Raw genomic sequence first — 16,906 nt, 5'->3', positions numbered from 1 at the left:
TCGCTGTCCCCTGACGCTACCTTCCGCTCACGCCCCCGTCCCGTGGGGGCCGTCGGGTGTGCCGGTATCGTTGCTGACGGTCGGCCCGTTCGTAGGGTTCCCCGTATCGGGCGAGGCGATACTTTCGTACGACCCTACAAAGAGCCTGCCGCACCCGCGTCACCCTGCGGTCATCACGTGAGAAAGGGCCCCGAAGTGGCCTCCCCGCCCCCCTCAGCTTCCCCTGCCCGGCTGGTCGTGCTGGTCTCCGGATCCGGTACGAATCTCCAGGCGCTCCTCGACGCCATCGGCGACGACCCCGAGGGGTACGGAGCACGGATCGTCGCGGTCGGCGCGGACCGCGACGGTACCGGTGGCCTGGAGCGAGCGGAGCGGGCCGGAATCCCCACGTTCGTGTGCAAGCTCAAGGACCACGCGACCCGCGCCGAATGGGACGAGGCGCTCGCCGGGGCCGTCGCCGAGCACCGCCCGGACCTCGTCGTCTCCGCCGGTTTCATGAAGATCGTCGGCCCGGCGTTCCTCGCCGCGTTCGGCGGCCGGACCGTCAACACCCACCCCGCCCTGCTGCCCAGCTTTCCCGGTGCCCACGGAGTGCGTGACGCGCTCGCGTACGGCGTGAAGGTCACCGGCTGCACCGTCCACTTCGTCGACGACGGTGTCGACACCGGTCCGATCATCGCGCAGGGCGTGGTCGAGGTGACCGAGGAGGACACCCCGGAGGGCGAAGCCGCCCTCCATGAACGCATCAAGGAAGTCGAGCGCTCGCTGCTCGTCGAGGCCGTGGGGCGGATCGCCCGTGACGGCTATCGCATTGAGGGACGAAAGGTTCATCTCGGTCATGTCGGTGAATAAGCCCATCCGCCGCGCCCTGGTCAGTGTCTACGACAAGACGGGGCTCGAAGACCTCGCCCGCGGTCTGCACGAGGCGGGCGTCGAACTCGTCTCCACCGGCTCCACCGCCGGGCGGATCGCCGCCGCCGGAGTGCCGGTCACCAAGGTCGAGGAGCTCACCGGCTTCCCCGAGTGCCTGGACGGCCGCGTCAAGACGCTGCACCCCCGCGTCCACGCCGGCATCCTCGCCGACCTCCGCCTGGGCGCCCACCGCGAGCAGCTCGCCGAGCTCGGCGTCGAGCCCTTCGACTTGGTGGTGGTGAACCTCTACCCGTTCAAGGAGACCGTCGCTTCCGGCGCCTCCGACGACGCGTGCGTCGAGCAGATCGACATCGGCGGCCCCTCGATGGTCCGCGCCGCCGCCAAGAACCACCCGTCGGTCGCCGTCGTCACCAGCCCCGGGCGGTACGCCGACGTCCTCGCCGCGGTCAAGGAAGGCGGGTTCGACCTGACCGCCCGCAAGCGGCTCGCCGCCGAGGCGTTCCAGCACACCGCCGCGTACGACGTGGCCGTCGCCTCCTGGTTCGCCGACGACTACGCGGCCGCCGACGATTCGGGGCTGCCCGAATTCCTCGGTGACACCTACACCCGTGAGAACGTCCTGCGCTACGGCGAGAACCCGCACCAGCCCGCCGCGCTCTACACCTCCGGCGACGGCGGTCTCGCCGAGGCCGAGCAGCTGCACGGCAAGGAGATGTCCTACAACAACTACACGGACACCGACGCCGCCCGCCGCGCCGCCTACGACCACGCCGAGCCGTGCGTCGCGATCATCAAGCACGCCAACCCGTGCGGCATCGCCATCGCCGACGACGTGGCCGAGGCGCACCGCAAGGCCCACGCCTGCGACCCGCTCTCCGCGTTCGGCGGTGTCATCGCCGTCAACCGCCCGGTGACCGTCGCGCTCGCCGAGCAGGTCGCGGAGATCTTCACCGAGGTCATCGTCGCCCCGGCGTACGAGGACGGCGCCGTCGAGGTGCTGGCCCGCAAGAAGAACATCCGTGTGCTGCGCGCCCCGGACGCCCCGACCACCGCGTTCGAGGTCAAGCCGATCGACGGCGGTGCGCTGCTCCAGGTGACCGACCGCCTCCAGGCCGAGGGCGACGACCCGGCCAACTGGACCCTCGCCACCGGCGACGCGCTCTCCGAGGCGGAGCTGAAGGAGCTGGCCTTCGCCTGGAAGGCGTGCCGCGCGGTCAAGTCCAACGCGATCCTGCTCGCCAAGGACAGCGCGTCGGTCGGCGTCGGCATGGGCCAGGTCAACCGCGTCGACTCCGCGAAGCTCGCCGTCGAGCGGGCGGGCGAGGAGCGGGCAGCCGGTTCCTACGCCGCGTCCGACGCCTTCTTCCCGTTCCCCGACGGCCTGGAGATCCTCACGGCCGCCGGCGTCAAGGCCGTCGTCCAGCCCGGCGGATCCGTCCGCGACGAGCTGGTGGTCGAGGCCGCGGAGAAGGCCGGCGTGACCATGTACTTCACGGGCACGCGCCACTTCTTCCACTGACCGGTCGTCCTCCGGTGGCCGCACCCTCTCCCGGGGTGCGGCCACCGCCGTGTCCGTCGTACGGAATCCGCTCGTCGCTCTGTTCTAATGAACGGCCGTGGTAGTGAACGGTTGTGTGAACGGCCGTGGTAACGACCGGCGTGGAACGGCCGTGGGTAATGAACGGCCGTGAGAATCCCTAGCGGGGGCAGTCACCGTGCTTGAGCTGAACAAGAGTGGAACGGACCGGCCGGAATCAGGACGTCTGCCTGCCCAGGGGCCGGGTCCGGACGCGGGGTCGGACGCCGTCGCGCCGGACGCCCGTCCGGTCGGCGACGCGCCGGCGACGGCCGAAGCCGCTGCCGAACGCGTACCCCTGCGCCCGTACCTCATCGCGGGCGCCATTCTGTGCGCGCTCTACTTCCTCTACTCGTACTTCCAGTACAGCCGCTTCGGCTCGCCCTCCTGGGACCTGGGGATCTTCGAGCAGGAGGTCAGGGCGTACGCCGGGTTCGACGCGCCGGTCGTCGACATCAAGGGCCCCGGCTATCTGATCCTCGGCGACCACTTCTCCCCGATCGTGGCGCTGCTGGCCCCGCTGTACTGGCTCTGGCCGTCGGCCGAGTCCCTGCTGCTGGCCCAGGCGGCGCTGTTCGCGCTGGGGGCGGTCGTGGTCGGCCGCACCACCCAGCAGCTGCTCGGCGGACGCTCCGGCCTCTGCGTCACCGTCGCGTACGGACTCTCCTGGGGCATCCAGGAAGCGGTGAAGGCCGACTTCCACGAGATCGCGTTCGCCGTACCGCTGCTGGCCCTCGTCTGCCGGGCCCTGCTCCTGCGGCGCTGGACGGCCGCCCTGCTGTGGTCGCTGCCCCTGGTCCTGGTCAAGGAGGACCTCGGCGCGACCGTCGCCGTCGTCGGCTTCCTGCTCTTCGTGTACGGCCGCCGCCTCCAGGGCGCACTGCTCGCCGCGTTCGGGGTCGTGGCCTTCGTGGTCACCCTCGTGGTCCTCATCCCGGCGGCCAGCAGCGCGGGCCGTTACGACTACTGGACGAAGATCGACAAGAAGGGCGAGCAGGACGTCTCGATGCTGGACTCCGTCCTCGGCGTCCTCAACTCCTCCGTCAAGATCGAGATGCTGGTCTTCCTGCTCGGCATCACCGCGTTCATGGCGCTGCGTTCACCGCTGACGCTGCTGATCATCCCCACGCTCGGCTGGCGGCTGCTCTCGCAGGACAGCAACCACTGGGGCATGGTCTGGCACTACAGCGCGATCCTCATGCCGGTGCTCTTCCTCGCGCTGGCCGACGGCGTCCGCCGCAGCCGCGACTCGCACCGCCCCTGGCTTGCCTCGTACGCGAAGGTCGCCGTCCCCGTCGCGGCCGCGGTCGCCGTCGCGATGACCCAGCACCTGCCGCTGCGCGATCTGCTGCGCCCGGAGACCTACCGCACCGACGACGCCCGCAGCCAGGCGGCCCGCGCGGCGCTGGACGCCATCCCGGTCGGCTCACGGGTCGAGACGGACATCACGCTGATGGCCCACCTCACCTCCGACCGCACCGTCTACTGGGTCGGCGGTGCCCCGGGCACCGCACCCGACATCGTCGCCATCAACCTGGACTTCGGCTGGTCCCGCCCGATCCAGGACCCGGTGGCGTACGCGCAGCAGCTGCACCCCGAGGCGCGCTACCGGCTCAAGCACCGGGGCGGCAGCTTCGTGGTGATGGAGCGCACGACGCCGGAGCCGGCGGAGATCCCGGGCGTGCGCGGGGGCCGCTGAGCCCCGCGCGTACGCGCGAAGGCCGCCCCGATGTGCCGGGGCGGCCTTCGCGCGCACAGGGTGTGCGGGTGGGTCACTTGGACTTGACGACCACGGACGAGCAGACCTTGTCCGCGAACGTCTGCTTCTTCTCGTCCCACAGCGGCCACAGCCAGCCGATGTAGCAGGCGACGGTGTCCAGGAAGTGGGCCAGGCGGCGCACGAAGGCCATGCCGAAGCCCAGCGGACGGCCGTCGGCCTCGCGCAGCAGGCGGATGCCCACGGCCTTCTTGCCGATCGTCTGGCCGGTGGTGCCCTCCTGGTACAGCTGCCAGATGACGACGCCGATGAGGCCGAGGAAGCCGACGATCGCGAGGATCGCGCCGAACCCCTCGCCGACCGCACCGCCGATGACGACGAGGATGTACGGAACCATCATGACGAGCCCGTCGACGATCAGGCCGCCGAAGCGCAGACCCCAGTGGGCCAGCTCCGGCATGCCGCCGCCGTAGCCGGGCTGCTGCGGGTAGCCGCCGTAGGGCTGGCCCGGCTGCTGCGGGTAACCGGGCTGCTGCGGATAGCCGTAGCCCTGCGGCGGGACACCCTGCGGAGCCTGCTGCGGGTAGCCGTAGCCGGGCTGCTCCTGCGGCGGTCCCTGGGGAGGCTGGCCGGGCTGCTGCCCGTACGGGTTGTTCGGGTCGCCGAAGCTCATATGGGGTTTTCCTTCAACAGGCATGTGGGGACGAGATGGCCACACGGAGGAAGGACATCGATCAGCGGCCCGCCCCCCCGTACAACCGCGGCCCTCATCGTTATAAGGGGATCCCTTGTCTGTCCAGTCCGGGGCCCCGGACGTTGTGCAAGTGCAATCTCCGGTACGGGGGTGGCGCCGGCAATTGGTATGCGGGCGGGGTCATCCGCGAGGATGGGCCCATGACTGCCCAGATTCTCGATGGCAAGGCCACCGCTGCCGCGATCAAATCCGATCTGACCGTCCGTGTGGCGGCCCTCAAGGCGCAGGGCATCACCCCCGGCCTGGGAACCCTGCTCGTCGGGGACGACCCGGGCAGCCGGTGGTACGTCAACGGCAAGCACCGTGACTGCGCCCAGGTCGGCATCGGCTCCATCCAGCGCGAACTTCCCGGCACCGCCACGCAGGAGGAGATCGAGGACGTCGTCCGGGAGCTCAACGCCAACCCCGAGTGCACCGGCTACATCGTCCAGCTGCCGCTGCCCAAGGGCATCGACACCAACCGGGTCCTGGAGCTGATGGAACCGGCGAAGGACGCCGACGGGCTGCACCCGATGAGCCTCGGCCGCCTCGTCCTCAACGAGACCGGCCCGCTGCCCTGCACCCCGCAGGGCGTCGTCCAGCTGCTGCGCGCGCACGGTGTGGAGATCAACGGGGCGCACGTCGTGGTCGTCGGACGCGGTGTCACCATCGGCCGGTCGATCCCCCTGCTGCTGACCCGCAAGTCGGAGAACGCCACGGTCACCCAGTGCCACACCGGCACCCGGGACCTCTCCTCCCACCTGCGGCAGGCCGACATCATCGTCGCCGCCGCCGGGGTGCCGCACCTGATCAAGCCCGAGGACGTGAAGCCGGGCGCTGCCGTGCTCGACGTCGGCGTCAGCCGGGACGCGGACGGCAAGATCGTCGGCGATGTGCACCCGGGGGTCCGCGAGGTGGCCGCCTGGGTCGCCCCGAACCCCGGGGGCGTCGGCCCGATGACCCGCGCGCAGCTGCTGGTCAACGTGGTGGAGGCCGCCGAACGGGCCGCCGCCGAGGCCGCCGACGCCGCGGCCGCGGGCTGACGGCCCGGATCCGGAGGAAACCCCATGGGTGCTGGTACGAGTCCGGCCGACCCCGGCCCCGCCGCTGCGGGCCGGGCGGCGGGCGAGCCGGACAGGCAGGGCGGGCAGGACGGGTCCGGCGTGCCGGGCCCGGCTACGGACGGGGGCACGGTACCGGCCACGGACGGGGGCCGCGCCGGGCCCGCCGGTCGTGACGCCGGGCCCGCCGGTCGTGACGCCGGGCCTGCCGCTCGTGATGCCGAGCCCGCCGGTCGTGACGCCGAGCCCGCCGGTCGTGATGCCGGGCCTGCCGCTCGTGACGCCGAGCCTGCCGCTCGCGACGCCGCGTCCGGCGGGCGGCTTCGCCGGTCCCGGCGGTTCCCGCGGTTCACCCGGGACACCGCCCGGCCCGAGGGCGGCGGCCGGGCGGCGTCCGGCGACGCGCCCGCCCCGGCCCGGCAGTGGCCGCTGCTCACCGTGCTCTGCGCGGCGGGCCTCGGCCTGCTGATCGTGGCCCTGGACCCGTTCGACCAGGCATTCCGCATCGGCACCATCCTGATCGGCGGCGCGCTGATCGCCGGTGCCGTGCTGCGCTGGGTGGTGCCATCGGTCGGGATGCTGGCGGTACGTTCCCGCTTCACCGACCTGGTCACGTACGGGCTGATGGGCACACTGATCGTGCTGCTCGCGCTGGTCGCACAGCCCGCGCCGTGGCTCGACGTCCCGATCCTGGAGGACGCGGTCCGCTTCACGATCCGCTAGCGGACGTCCGGCCCCGGCCAGGTCCGTGGTGCCCGTCCCTACCCCCGAGGAGGGACGGACACCACGGCGGAACGGGGCGACCGGGCAAGAAGCCCCGGTATGCGGCGAGATGGGCGGCCTTGCCCCGTCCGGACTCCAGCGTCATAGACATGAAGAACCGGAACAAGCGCTCACCGGGGCCTGTGGCACGGAAGTGACCATTCCGGCACGGTGTGATCGCGGCGCAACGATGGCAGACTGGCACGGCGCACAGAGCGGCACGGAGACGGCTGAGCAGTGGCCGGAACAGTGATCGGGGCGCGTGAAGACATGCACCTCGCCCCGAACGCTCCCGTGCGCCCCCTCGTCAGGAACCGGCACCCTGGTTCCGCGCATTCTCGTGGGTAGTCAGCTGACGGTCCGGAACGGACGGACAGCGGACGGACCGGGGGACGCACGGGCCGGGGACCGGCCGCAGCGGGGCACAGCAAGTACGTCCGGGGGACATGAGGGGGGAAACGCGATGCCTCGTTGGAAGGCACTGCCCGAAGAGCTCGACCCGCAGATCAGGGAGTTCGTCAGCCGGCTGCGCAGTCTCGTGGACCACAGCGGGCTCGACATCAACGCGGTGGCCGACCGCACGGGCTACAGCAAGACGTCCTGGGAGCGGTATGTCGACGGGCGGCTGCTCGCCCCGCGCGGGGCCGTCGTCGCCCTCGCCGAGGTGACGGGCACCCCGCAGCACCACCTCACGACCATGCTGGAGCTGGCGGAACGGGCCTGGAGCCGGTCCGAGAAGCGCCACGACATGACGATGGGGGCCATCCGCGGCACGCAGGCCGGTGCCACGTTCGGCGAACCCGGCACGCAGGCTCCCGGCGCTTTTGCGGGCGACCGGTCCGGCCGCCCGCCGGGCAGGCCCTCCGCCGGCGACCGGCACAGCGCGGCCGTATCCGGCGCGCGGGTCCCCGCCACCACGGGCCCGGCCGGTACGGACGCCCGGCCCCGCGACACCGCGACTCCCGACGGACGCGGAGCCTCCGCCAACAGGGCGTACGGCCAGGGACCGGGCGGCTACGGGAGCGGCGGCTACGGGAGCGGCGGCCACGAGAGCTACAGCCAGGGACCGGACGGCTATGGCCCCGGTGTCCACGGCAACGACGTCCAGGAACCGGGCGGTTACGCGGCCGTCCACGGGAATCACGGCCAGGTTCCCGGTGTCCAGGGGACCGGTGTCCACGGGCCCGGCGTCCGTGACGCGGCACGCCCGCCCTCCGTACCCCACCAGCGCGACAGCGCGCCGGGGGCTCCCCGGCCGCCGCAGGACGGGCAGCGGGCGGGCCGGGCCACCGGAGGCGAGTCCCCCGGCGTCCGTAACAAGGGCGTCATGCTCGCCGTCGGGGCCGTCGGCGCGCTGATCGTCGTGGTCGGCGCGGTGCTGCTCGCCCCGGGCGGCGTCGGGGCCGCCAAGGCCACCCTGCCTCCGTCGGCTGCCTCCACCACGGCCGCCCCGGAGCTGCCCGTGGGCGTCGAGTGCAGCGGTGCGGACTGCACCGGGAAGGACCCCGAGGCGATGGGCTGCGGCGGAGACTTCGCCCGTACGGCGGCCGACGTCGTGGTCGGCGGCAGCAAGATCGAAGTCCGCTACAGCGAGGTCTGTTCCGCCGCCTGGGCCCGGCTCACCGAGGCGGCCGTCGGCGACACCGTGCGGATCACCGGGGACGTCGGCGGGCAGGACAGCGAGGTCATGGGGGACACCGACGCGTACACCCCGATGATCGCGGTGGAGGAGGCGTCCGACGCGAAGGCCTGCGCGACGCTCACCTCCGGTACGAAGGGGTGCACGGACCTGGGCGGGTGACCCCGGCCCTGGGTGAGTGACACCGGACCCCGGCGGGTGACGCAGGCCAGGCCCCCCGGGGGTCGGCCCGCCCGGGGCCAGCCCCGCCCGGGAGCCGGAGTCACCCGGAGGCCGACGTCACCCGGAGGCCTGCGTCACCCGTGCGTGCGGTGTGTGACCGGTTGTGCGCGGTGCCACAGGGGGCCGGGCGGCCCGGCCCGGCCGGGTCCGATAGCCTGACCGCTGGATATCTCTTCACGTCAAGATTCGTCGGGGCGGAAGAGGCGTCCAGCACCAGGGTCCGGCACCAGGGGCCGGGACCCCCACCGCCAGCTGTCTAAACGGAGACCGCCATGACCCGCACTCCCGTGAATGTCACCGTGACCGGCGCAGCCGGCCAGATCGGCTACGCGCTGCTCTTCCGCATCGCCTCCGGCCACCTGCTCGGCCCGGACGTGCCGGTCAACCTGCGCCTCCTGGAGATCCCGCAGGGCCTCAAGGCCGCCGAGGGCACCGCGATGGAGCTCGACGACTGCGCCTTCCCGCTGCTGCGCAACATCGAGATCACCGACGACCCGAACGTCGGCTTCGCCGGTGCGAACGTCGCCCTGCTCGTCGGCGCCCGCCCGCGCACCAAGGGCATGGAGCGCGGCGACCTGCTCGCCGCCAACGGCGGCATCTTCAAGCCGCAGGGCAAGGCCATCAACGACAACGCCGCGGACGACATCAAGGTCCTCGTCGTCGGCAACCCGGCCAACACCAACGCGCTCATCGCGCAGGCCGCCGCCCCGGACGTACCGGCCGAGCGCTTCACCGCGATGACCCGCCTGGACCACAACCGCGCGATCTCGCAGCTGGCCGCCAGGACCGGCGCCGCCGTCTCCGACATCAAGAAGCTGACGATCTGGGGCAACCACTCGGCCACCCAGTACCCGGACATCTTCCACGCGGAGATCGCCGGCAAGAACGCGGCCGAGGTCGTCAACGACGAGGTGTGGCTGGCCGACACCTTCATCCCGACCGTCGCCAAGCGCGGCGCCGCGATCATCGAGGCCCGTGGCGCGTCCTCGGCCGCCTCGGCGGCCAACGCCGCCATCGACCACGTGCACACCTGGGTCAACGGCACCGCCGCCGGCGACTGGACCTCGATGGGCATCCCGTCGGACGGCTCCTACGGCGTCCCCGAGGGCATCATCTCCTCCTTCCCGGTCACCACGAAGGACGGGAAGTACGAGATCGTCCAGGGCCTGGACATCAACGAGTTCTCCCGTACCCGCATCGACGCGTCGGTCAAGGAGCTCACCGAGGAGCGCGACGCGGTCCGCGAGCTCGGCCTCATCTGACCCGCACCCGCGGCACGTCGAGCGCCCCCGGCAGCAGCTGCTGCCGGGGGCGCTTCCGCATGCCCTCCGGATGACCCGTGGTCAGCTCTTGTGATCGCCGGGCGTGTAGTGGCCGGCGGCCAGGCGCCCGGTGACACCGAAGCGGTTCCAGGCGTTGATCACGGTGATGGCCGCGATCAGCTGGGCCAGTTCGGTCTCCTCGAAGTGCTTGGCGGCCTTCGCGTACACCTCGTCCGGGACGAAGCCGTCGGTCAGGACGGTGACCGCCTCGGTCAGGGCGAGCGCCGCCAGCTCCTTCTCGGTGTAGAAGTGCTGCGACTCCTCCCAGGCGCTGAGCTGGACGATCCGCTCGACGGACTCGCCCGCCGCGAGCGCGTCCTTGCTGTGCATGTCCAGGCAGAACGCGCACTGGTTGAGCTGCGAGGCCCGGATCTTCACCAGCTCCACCAGGACCGGGTCCAGGCCCTTGCGGGCGGCGATGTCGAGCCGGACCATCGCCTTGTAGACGTCCGGGAGGAGCTGGGAGACGGAGATCCGGGCCGGGTGCTCGGGGGCGAGGTCCGCAGGGGCGTGGTGATGCTCGTGCGTCGAGGTCATGAGGACGACGCTACGGCCCGGGTGGCACCCCGGTATGGTCCATTGGCATGACAGATTCCTGGGCCACTTTCGGCGTGGACCTGCATCTGGAACCGGTCGGCCAGGGGCTGCGCAGCGGGCTGATGGAGGCGCTGCGGGAGGCGGTGCGCACCGGCCGGCTGACCCCCGGCACCCGGCTGCCGTCCTCCCGGGTGCTCGCCGCCGACCTGGGCGTCGCCCGCAACACGGTCGCCGACGCGTACGCCGAACTGGTCGCCGAGGGCTGGCTCACCGCCCGGCAGGGCTCGGGGACCCGGGTCGCCCAGCGGTCCGCGCCGCGCCGGACGGACCCGGCGGCGGTCCCCTCCCGGCCGGTGCGGTCCGGGGCCGGGTACAACCTGAAGCCCGGCTCGCCGGACCTGTCCGCCTTCCCGCGCGCCGCCTGGCTCAAGGCTGCCCGCAGGGCGCTCACGGCCGCGCCCGACGAGGCCTTCGGCTACGGCGATCCGCGCGGCCGCGCCGAACTGCGCACGGTGCTGGCCGAGTACCTGGCGCGGGTGCGCGGGGTGTACGCCGACCCGGAGCGCATCGTGATCTGCTCCGGTTTCGCGCACGGGCTGATGCTGCTCGGCCGGGTGCTGCGCCGGCGCCGGGTCCGGGACGTCGCCGTCGAGTCGTACGTCCTCGACCTCCATACGAACCTCCTCACCGACGCCGGGCTGCGCACCCCGTGCCTGCCGCTGGACGAGCACGGGTCCCGGACCGGTGAGCTGGCCGCGATGCGCGGCGCGGGAGCGGTCCTGCTGACCCCGGCGCACCAGTTCCCCACCGGCGTGCCGCTGCACCCGGACCGGCGGGCCGCCGCCGTCGACTGGGCCCGGTCCACCGGCGGGCTGATCCTGGAGGACGACTACGACGGGGAGTTCCGGTACGACCGGCAGCCGGTGGGCGCGCTCCAGGGCCTCGATCCAGAGAGGGTCGTGTATTTCGGCACCGCCAGCAAGTCGCTGGCCCCGGGGCTGCGGCTGGGCTGGATGGTGCTGCCCCGGAGCCTGGTGGGGGAGGTGGCGGCGGCGAAGGGCGTGTCCGACTGGATGTCCGGCTCGCCCGACCAGCTGACGCTCGCGGAGTTCATCGCCTCGGGGGCGTACGACCGGCATGTGCGCTCCATGCGGCTGCGCTACCGCCGCCGCCGCGACCAGCTCGTCGCGGCGCTCGCGGAGCGTGCGCCGGGCGTCGAGGTCAGCGGGATCGCCGCCGGGCTGCACGCGGTCCTCGAACTCCCGCCGGGCGCCGAGCGTTCGGTGATCCAGGCGGCGGCCTTCCAGGGCCTGGCGCTGGAGGGCCTCGCACGCTACCGCCACCCGGACGCGCCGGCCGCCCGCGACGCCCTCGTGATCGGCTACGGCTCACCGTCGGAGAGCGCCTGGGCGGGCGCCCTGGACGCCCTGTGCCGGGTGCTGCCGTAGGAAGTGTCCCGTCGGGTCAGGTTTCTGACGGGCCGTCCCCCGAACTAATCTGACAAGAGGTCCGGTCGCTGGAAGGAAGCCGGATCCGATCACGTACCACGGGGGAGAACCGGACATGGCACAACGGAGACTGAGGTCGAGCACGGTCGTGCTCGGCGGCATGGGGCTGCTCGCCCTGACGATCACGTCCTGCGGCTCGGAGCCGGACCGGCGCTGCGCCGACCGGACGACCCGCGAAACGCTGCCCAGTTACGAGTGCCGGAGCGGCAACGGAAGCAGCGGAAGCACCGGAGGCAGCGGCGGCTCCGGCGGCAGTGGACGCGGCTCGTACTACTACGGCGGCGACAGCTCGGACGGCAAAGTACAGGGCGGCAGTTTCGACAAGTCCGCGGTCGACCGCGGCGGCTTCGGCTGCGCCCGGTCCGGCGGGGGCTGACCGCCATGGAGCGCCGCACCACACAGCCGCGCCCCGGCTGGCAGGAGACCGTCGAGTCGCAGGGCGTCGTCTATCCGCTCACCCGCTACCCGGACGACTCGCTGCGTCCGTACTGGGACGAGAGCGCCTACTACGTCTTCTCGCTGCCCGAGGTCGAGGCCCTGGAGGAGACCGTCGAGGAACTGCACGCGATGTGCCTGGCCGCCGCCGCGCACATCGTCGAGCAGGACCGCTTCGCCGATCTCGGCATCACCGACCCGCGACTGGCCGCCCTGGTCGCCGAGTCCTGGCACCGCCGCGCCGAACTGCCCTCGGTGTACGGGCGGTTCGACCTGCGCTACGACGGGAGCGGCCCGGCGAGGATGCTGGAGTACAACGCCGACACCCCGACCTCGCTGGTCGAGGCGGCGAGCGCGCAGTGGTTCTGGATGGAGGACCGCTTCCCCGGCGCCGACCAGTGGAACTCCCTGCACGAGAGGCTGGTGGACGCCTGGAAGCGGCAGGCGCCCCTGCTGCCGCCCGGACCGCTGCACTTCGTCCACTCCGACGGCGACGAGGCGGGCGAGGACCTGATGACGGTCGCGTATCTGCGCGAGACCGCCCAGCAGGCCGGGATCGACACCGAGGCGCTGTCCGTCGAGGAGATCGGCTGGGACCGGCTGTCGGGCCGGTTCGTCGACGACCGGCTGCGGTTCATCCGCAGCTGCTTCAAGCTCTACCCCTGGGAATGGCTGGCCACGGACCGCTTCGGCCCGCAGGTGCTCGACACCCTCGACAACGGCGGCGGCTCCGGCACCACCTGCTGGATCGAGCCCGCCTGGAAGATGCTGCTCTCCAACAAGGCGCTGCTCGCGATCCTCTGGGAGCTGTATCCCGGCCACCCGAACCTGCTCCCCGCCTACCTCGACGGCCCCCGCGAGCTGGCCGGACCCGGCGGGGCGGGGTACGTGTCGAAGCCGCTGCTCGGCCGCGAGGGCGCCGGCGTCGACCTGCACGGCCCCGGCTCGCCGCCCGTCCCGCGCGACGAGCCGTGCTGCTACCAGGAGCTGGCGCCGCTGCCCGACATCGACGGCAACCGGGTGGTGCTCGGCGCGTGGATCGTCGAGGACGAGGCGGCGGGGCTCGGCATCCGGGAGTCGGCGGGGCCGGTCACGGACGAGTACGCCCGCTTCCTGCCCCACGTCATCCTCTGAACCCTCCGGGGCCGCGGTTACGGGGTGCTACGGGACCGGGCGCCTGGCCCGGTCCCGTGCGTCCGGCTCGGGCGCCCGGTCCCGTGCGTCCGGCTCGGGCGCCCGGTCCCGTACGTCCGGGCCAGGCGCCCGGTCCCGTGCGTCCGGCTCAGGCGCTCAGCACCGCCCGCAGCCGGTCCAGGCCCCAGTCCAGGTCCTCCTTGCTGATCACCAGCGGCGGGGCGATCCGGATCGTCGAGCCATGGGTGTCCTTCACCAGCACCCCCCGCTCCATCAGCTTCTCGGAGATCTCCCGGCCGGTGCCCAGCGCCGGAGCGATGTCGACGCCCGCCCACAGACCCCGGCCGCGCACCGCCTCCACCGTGCCGCCGCCCGTCAACAGGCCCAGCTCCCGGTGCAGATGATCACCCAGCTCGGCCGCCCGCTGCTGGTACTCGCCGGTCCGCAGCATCGCGATCACCTCCAGCGCCACCGCGCAGGCCAGCGGGTTCCCGCCGAACGTCGAGCCGTGCTCGCCGGGCCGGAACACGCCGAGCACATCCGCCGACGAGACGACCGCGGAGACGGGCACCACCCCGCCGCCCAGCGCCTTGCCGAGCACGTACATGTCCGGCACCACGCCCTCGTGGTCCAGCGCGAACGTCTTCCCGGTCCGGCCGAGGCCCGACTGGATCTCGTCCGCGATGAACAGCACGTTCCGCTCGCGCGTCAGCTCCCGCACGCCGGGCAGATAGCCGGTCGGCGGCACCAGCACCCCGGCCTCGCCCTGGACCGGCTCGATCAGCACCGCCACGGTGTTCTCGGTCATCGCCTCCCGCATCGCGGTGAGATCCCCGTACGGCACGATCTCGAACCCCGGGGTGTACGGGCCGAAGTCGGCCCGCGCCTCCGGGTCGGTGGAGAAGCTGACGATCGTCGTCGTGCGGCCGTGGAAGTTGTCCGAGGCCACGATGATCTTCGCCATGCCGTCCGGCACGCCCTTGACCCGGTAGCCCCACTTGCGGGCGGTCTTCACCGCGGTCTCCACGGCCTCCGCCCCGGTGTTCATCGGCAGCACCGTCTCCATGCCGCACAGCGCCGCCAGCTCCGTACAGAAGTCGGCGAACCGGTCGTGGTGGAAGGCCCGGGAGGTCAGCGTCACCCGCTCCAGCTGGGCCTTGGCCGCGTCGATGAGACGGCGGTTGCCATGGCCGAAATTGAGCGCCGAGTATCCGGCGAGCAGATCGAGGTACCGGCGGCCCTCGACATCGGTCATCCAGGCGCCGTCCGCCGTGGCCACGACGACCGGCAACGGGTGGTAGTTGTGCGCGCTGTGCGCCTCGGCGGAGGCGATGGCGGTTTCCGTGGTCGACACGGGATCTCCGTTCGTCGTGCGGCGTGGGCGGAGGGTGGTGCCCACTTTGTATCGTCGGTCGGATCCCACGCCGGGAAACCTCCACCGCCCGGCGCGCCCGCCGTCGCACGCCGAGCGGCCGGAATGTGCGGTTCGTCTCAGGCGCGCGCTCCCGTGCCCCGGAACCGTGCGGGTACGCGCCCTGCCCGCCGCGCACCGGCTGCCGGGGATCGCCCCCGTACCTGAGACAATGGGGCCATGGCCTCTGATCGCCCTTCGCTCCCCACCGACCAGCCGCAGACGGGCCGCACCGGTGCGGCCGCCCGTCCGCGCGTGCTCTCCGGGATCCAGCCCACCGCGGGCTCGTTCCATCTCGGCAACTACCTGGGCGCGGTGCGCCAGTGGGTGGCGCTGCAGGAGACCCACGACGCCTTCTACATGGTCGTGGACCTGCACGCGATCACGATCCCGCAGGACCCCGCCGAGCTGCGGGCCAACACCCGGCTCGCCGTGGCGCAGCTGCTGGCGGCCGGGCTGGACCCGGAGCGCTGCACGCTCTTCGTCCAGAGCCATGTGCCCGAGCACGCCCAGCTCGGCTGGGTGATGAACTGCCTCACCGGCTTCGGCGAGGCCTCCCGGATGACGCAGTTCAAGGACAAGTCCGCCAAGCAGGGCGCCGACCGGGCCACCGTCGGCCTTTTCACCTACCCGGTGCTCCAGGTCGCGGACATCCTGCTCTACCAGGCGAACCAGGTCCCGGTGGGTGAGGACCAGCGCCAGCACATCGAGCTGACCCGCGACCTCGCCGAGCGCTTCAACGGCCGGTACGGACAGACGTTCACCGTCCCCGCGCCGTACATCCTCAAGGAGACGGCGAAGATCTTCGACCTCCAGGACCCGGCCGTGAAGATGAGCAAGTCGGCCTCCACGCCGAAGGGCCTCATCAACCTCCTGGACGACCCGAAGGTCACGGCGAAGAAGGTCAGGAGCGCGGTCACCGACACCGACACGGTGATCCGCTACGACGCCGAGAAGAAGCCGGGCGTCAGCAATCTGCTCTCGATCCTCTCCACCCTCTCCGGCAGCCCGGTCGAGGATCTGGAACGGAGTTACGAGGGCAAGGGCTACGGCGCGCTGAAGACCGACCTGGCCGAGGCCATGGTGGAATTCGTCACTCCGTTCCGGGCCCGCACCCAGGAATATCTGGACGACCCGGAGACGCTGGACTCCATCCTGGCCAAGGGAGCGGAGAAGGCCAGGGCCGTCGCCGCGGAGACGCTGGCACAGACGTACGACCGGATGGGCTTCCTGCCCGCGAAGCACTGAGTCCAAGGACTCTGGCGAGATCATGGCCGCAGGGGTCACACTTGCGGCGGCGGAACGCGCGGGCCGGACACCCGGCCCGCGCGGCATGACCGGAAATCGACCATCGACGATGGAGGAGAACGACGTGGGGACCGTAACGCTCGGCGTTTCGATCGCGGTCCCGGAGCCCTACGGCAGCCTGCTCCAGGAACGCCGCGCGAGCTTCGGGGACCCTGCCGCCTTCGGCATTCCCACCCACGTCACCCTCATGCCGCCGACCGAGGCGCAGTCGGCCGACCTGCCGGCGATCGAGGCGCACCTCGACGGGATCGCCACGGCCGGCCGGCCGTTCCCGATGCGGCTGTCGGGCACCGGCACCTTCCGGCCGCTGTCGCCGGTCGTCTTCGTCCAGGTCGCCGTGGGCGCCTCGGCCTGCGCCTGGCTCCAGAAGCGGGTGCGGGACGCCTCCGGCCCGCTGGTGCGCGAGCTCCAGTTCCCCTACCACCCGCACGTCACCGTGGCCCACGGCATCGCCGAGGAGGCCATGGACCGGGCCTACGAGGAGCTCGCCGACTACGAGGCGGCCTGGACCTGCGATTCCTTCGCGCTGTACGAACAGGGCCCGGACGCCGTCTGGCGCAAGATCAAGGACTTCCCGTTCGGTGGGGGCGGCGGGGCGCCCGCCGTCCCCGCCCAGGGCGGCTACACGGTCGACGTGCCGCCGTCCCCGTCGCTGCGGCCCTGAGCAC

At 72.1% G+C, this 16,906-nt stretch carries 15 protein-coding genes; 12 read left to right on the top strand and 3 right to left on the bottom strand.

What is annotated here, in order from left to right:
* The first annotated feature begins 195 nt into the window (after nt 1–195).
* The 3 genes from purN to ACGF2Y_RS29270 all read left to right on the top strand — a co-directional run bounded on the left by purN (nt 196) and on the right by ACGF2Y_RS29270 (nt 4,148).
* Nucleotides 196–852, top strand: a complete 657-nt coding sequence (gene purN, locus ACGF2Y_RS29280; RefSeq protein WP_392953534.1) for a phosphoribosylglycinamide formyltransferase — start codon at nt 196–198, stop codon at nt 850–852.
* Nucleotides 839–2,392 carry a bifunctional phosphoribosylaminoimidazolecarboxamide formyltransferase/IMP cyclohydrolase gene (purH, locus tag ACGF2Y_RS29275; protein ID WP_392953531.1) on the top strand — a complete coding sequence of 518 codons (1,554 nt, stop codon included), beginning with the start codon at nt 839–841 and terminating at the stop codon, nt 2,390–2,392. Before purN ends, purH begins: the two co-directional genes overlap by 14 nt.
* Nucleotides 2,393–2,588: 196 nt before the next feature.
* A complete protein-coding gene (locus ACGF2Y_RS29270; protein ID WP_392953528.1) occupies nt 2,589–4,148 on the top strand; it encodes a DUF2079 domain-containing protein in 1,560 nt (519 codons plus the stop codon).
* Nucleotides 4,149–4,221: 73 nt separating this feature from the next.
* On the opposite strand, the gene ACGF2Y_RS29265 is transcribed toward ACGF2Y_RS29270, so the two are convergent.
* Entirely contained in the window at nt 4,222–4,839 is a 618-nt protein-coding gene (locus tag ACGF2Y_RS29265) for an RDD family protein (protein WP_392953525.1), read from the bottom strand.
* Nucleotides 4,840–5,060: 221 nt separating this feature from the next.
* Here ACGF2Y_RS29265 and ACGF2Y_RS29260 point away from each other — a divergent pair, with 221 nt between their 5' ends.
* The 4 genes from ACGF2Y_RS29260 to ACGF2Y_RS29245 all read left to right on the top strand — a co-directional run bounded on the left by ACGF2Y_RS29260 (nt 5,061) and on the right by ACGF2Y_RS29245 (nt 9,845).
* A complete protein-coding gene (locus ACGF2Y_RS29260; RefSeq protein WP_392953522.1) occupies nt 5,061–5,942 on the top strand; it encodes a bifunctional methylenetetrahydrofolate dehydrogenase/methenyltetrahydrofolate cyclohydrolase in 882 nt (293 codons plus the stop codon).
* 24 nt (nt 5,943–5,966) lie between these two features.
* Nucleotides 5,967–6,683 (top strand): DUF3017 domain-containing protein, encoded by a 717-nt coding sequence (locus tag ACGF2Y_RS29255; protein ID WP_392953519.1) that lies wholly within the window; start codon nt 5,967–5,969, stop codon nt 6,681–6,683.
* 502 nt (nt 6,684–7,185) lie between these two features.
* Complete coding sequence (locus ACGF2Y_RS29250) at nt 7,186–8,523, top strand: DUF2690 domain-containing protein (protein ID WP_392953516.1); 1,338 nt, start codon at nt 7,186–7,188, stop codon at nt 8,521–8,523.
* Between the two features lie 332 nt (nt 8,524–8,855).
* Nucleotides 8,856–9,845, top strand: coding sequence for a malate dehydrogenase (locus ACGF2Y_RS29245; protein WP_392953513.1), 990 nt, complete (start codon nt 8,856–8,858; stop codon nt 9,843–9,845).
* Between the two features lie 81 nt (nt 9,846–9,926).
* Here ACGF2Y_RS29245 and ACGF2Y_RS29240 read toward each other — a convergent pair whose 3' ends face one another.
* Nucleotides 9,927–10,442, bottom strand: a complete 516-nt coding sequence (locus tag ACGF2Y_RS29240; RefSeq protein WP_392953510.1) for a carboxymuconolactone decarboxylase family protein — start codon at nt 10,440–10,442, stop codon at nt 9,927–9,929.
* A 47-nt stretch (nt 10,443–10,489) separates the two neighbouring features.
* On the opposite strand from ACGF2Y_RS29240, the gene ACGF2Y_RS29235 reads away from it, so the two are divergent.
* From ACGF2Y_RS29235 to ACGF2Y_RS29225, 3 genes are all read left to right on the top strand, one after another.
* Entirely contained in the window at nt 10,490–11,890 is a 1,401-nt protein-coding gene (locus ACGF2Y_RS29235) for a PLP-dependent aminotransferase family protein (protein ID WP_392953507.1), read from the top strand.
* A 115-nt stretch (nt 11,891–12,005) separates the two neighbouring features.
* The gene (locus ACGF2Y_RS29230) at nt 12,006–12,326 is read left to right on the top strand and encodes a hypothetical protein (RefSeq protein ID WP_392953505.1); all 321 of its coding nucleotides are present in this window, start codon (nt 12,006–12,008) and stop codon (nt 12,324–12,326) included.
* 5 nt (nt 12,327–12,331) lie between these two features.
* Nucleotides 12,332–13,519: a glutathionylspermidine synthase family protein gene (locus tag ACGF2Y_RS29225; RefSeq protein WP_392953502.1), complete on the top strand. Its 1,188-nt coding sequence runs from the start codon at nt 12,332–12,334 to the stop codon at nt 13,517–13,519.
* A gap of 148 nt (nt 13,520–13,667) precedes the next feature.
* Here the strand turns inward: ACGF2Y_RS29225 and rocD are convergent, their stop codons facing one another.
* Nucleotides 13,668–14,873, bottom strand: a complete 1,206-nt coding sequence (gene rocD / locus ACGF2Y_RS29220; RefSeq protein ID WP_392953500.1) for an ornithine--oxo-acid transaminase — start codon at nt 14,871–14,873, stop codon at nt 13,668–13,670.
* 237 nt (nt 14,874–15,110) lie between these two features.
* On the opposite strand from rocD, the gene trpS reads away from it, so the two are divergent.
* Complete coding sequence (trpS, locus tag ACGF2Y_RS29215) at nt 15,111–16,178, top strand: tryptophan--tRNA ligase (protein ID WP_392953497.1); 1,068 nt, start codon at nt 15,111–15,113, stop codon at nt 16,176–16,178.
* A gap of 124 nt (nt 16,179–16,302) precedes the next feature.
* The gene (locus tag ACGF2Y_RS29210) at nt 16,303–16,902 is read left to right on the top strand and encodes a 2'-5' RNA ligase family protein (protein ID WP_392953494.1); all 600 of its coding nucleotides are present in this window, start codon (nt 16,303–16,305) and stop codon (nt 16,900–16,902) included.
* Nucleotides 16,903–16,906: the final 4 nt, after the last annotated feature.

Source organism: Streptomyces sp. NPDC048142, from assembly GCF_043202835.1.
Lineage (GTDB): Bacteria > Actinomycetota > Actinomycetes > Streptomycetales > Streptomycetaceae > Streptomyces.
Note: the sequence above shows the minus strand (reverse complement) of the source record. Positions and strands in the feature narration are given on the sequence as shown.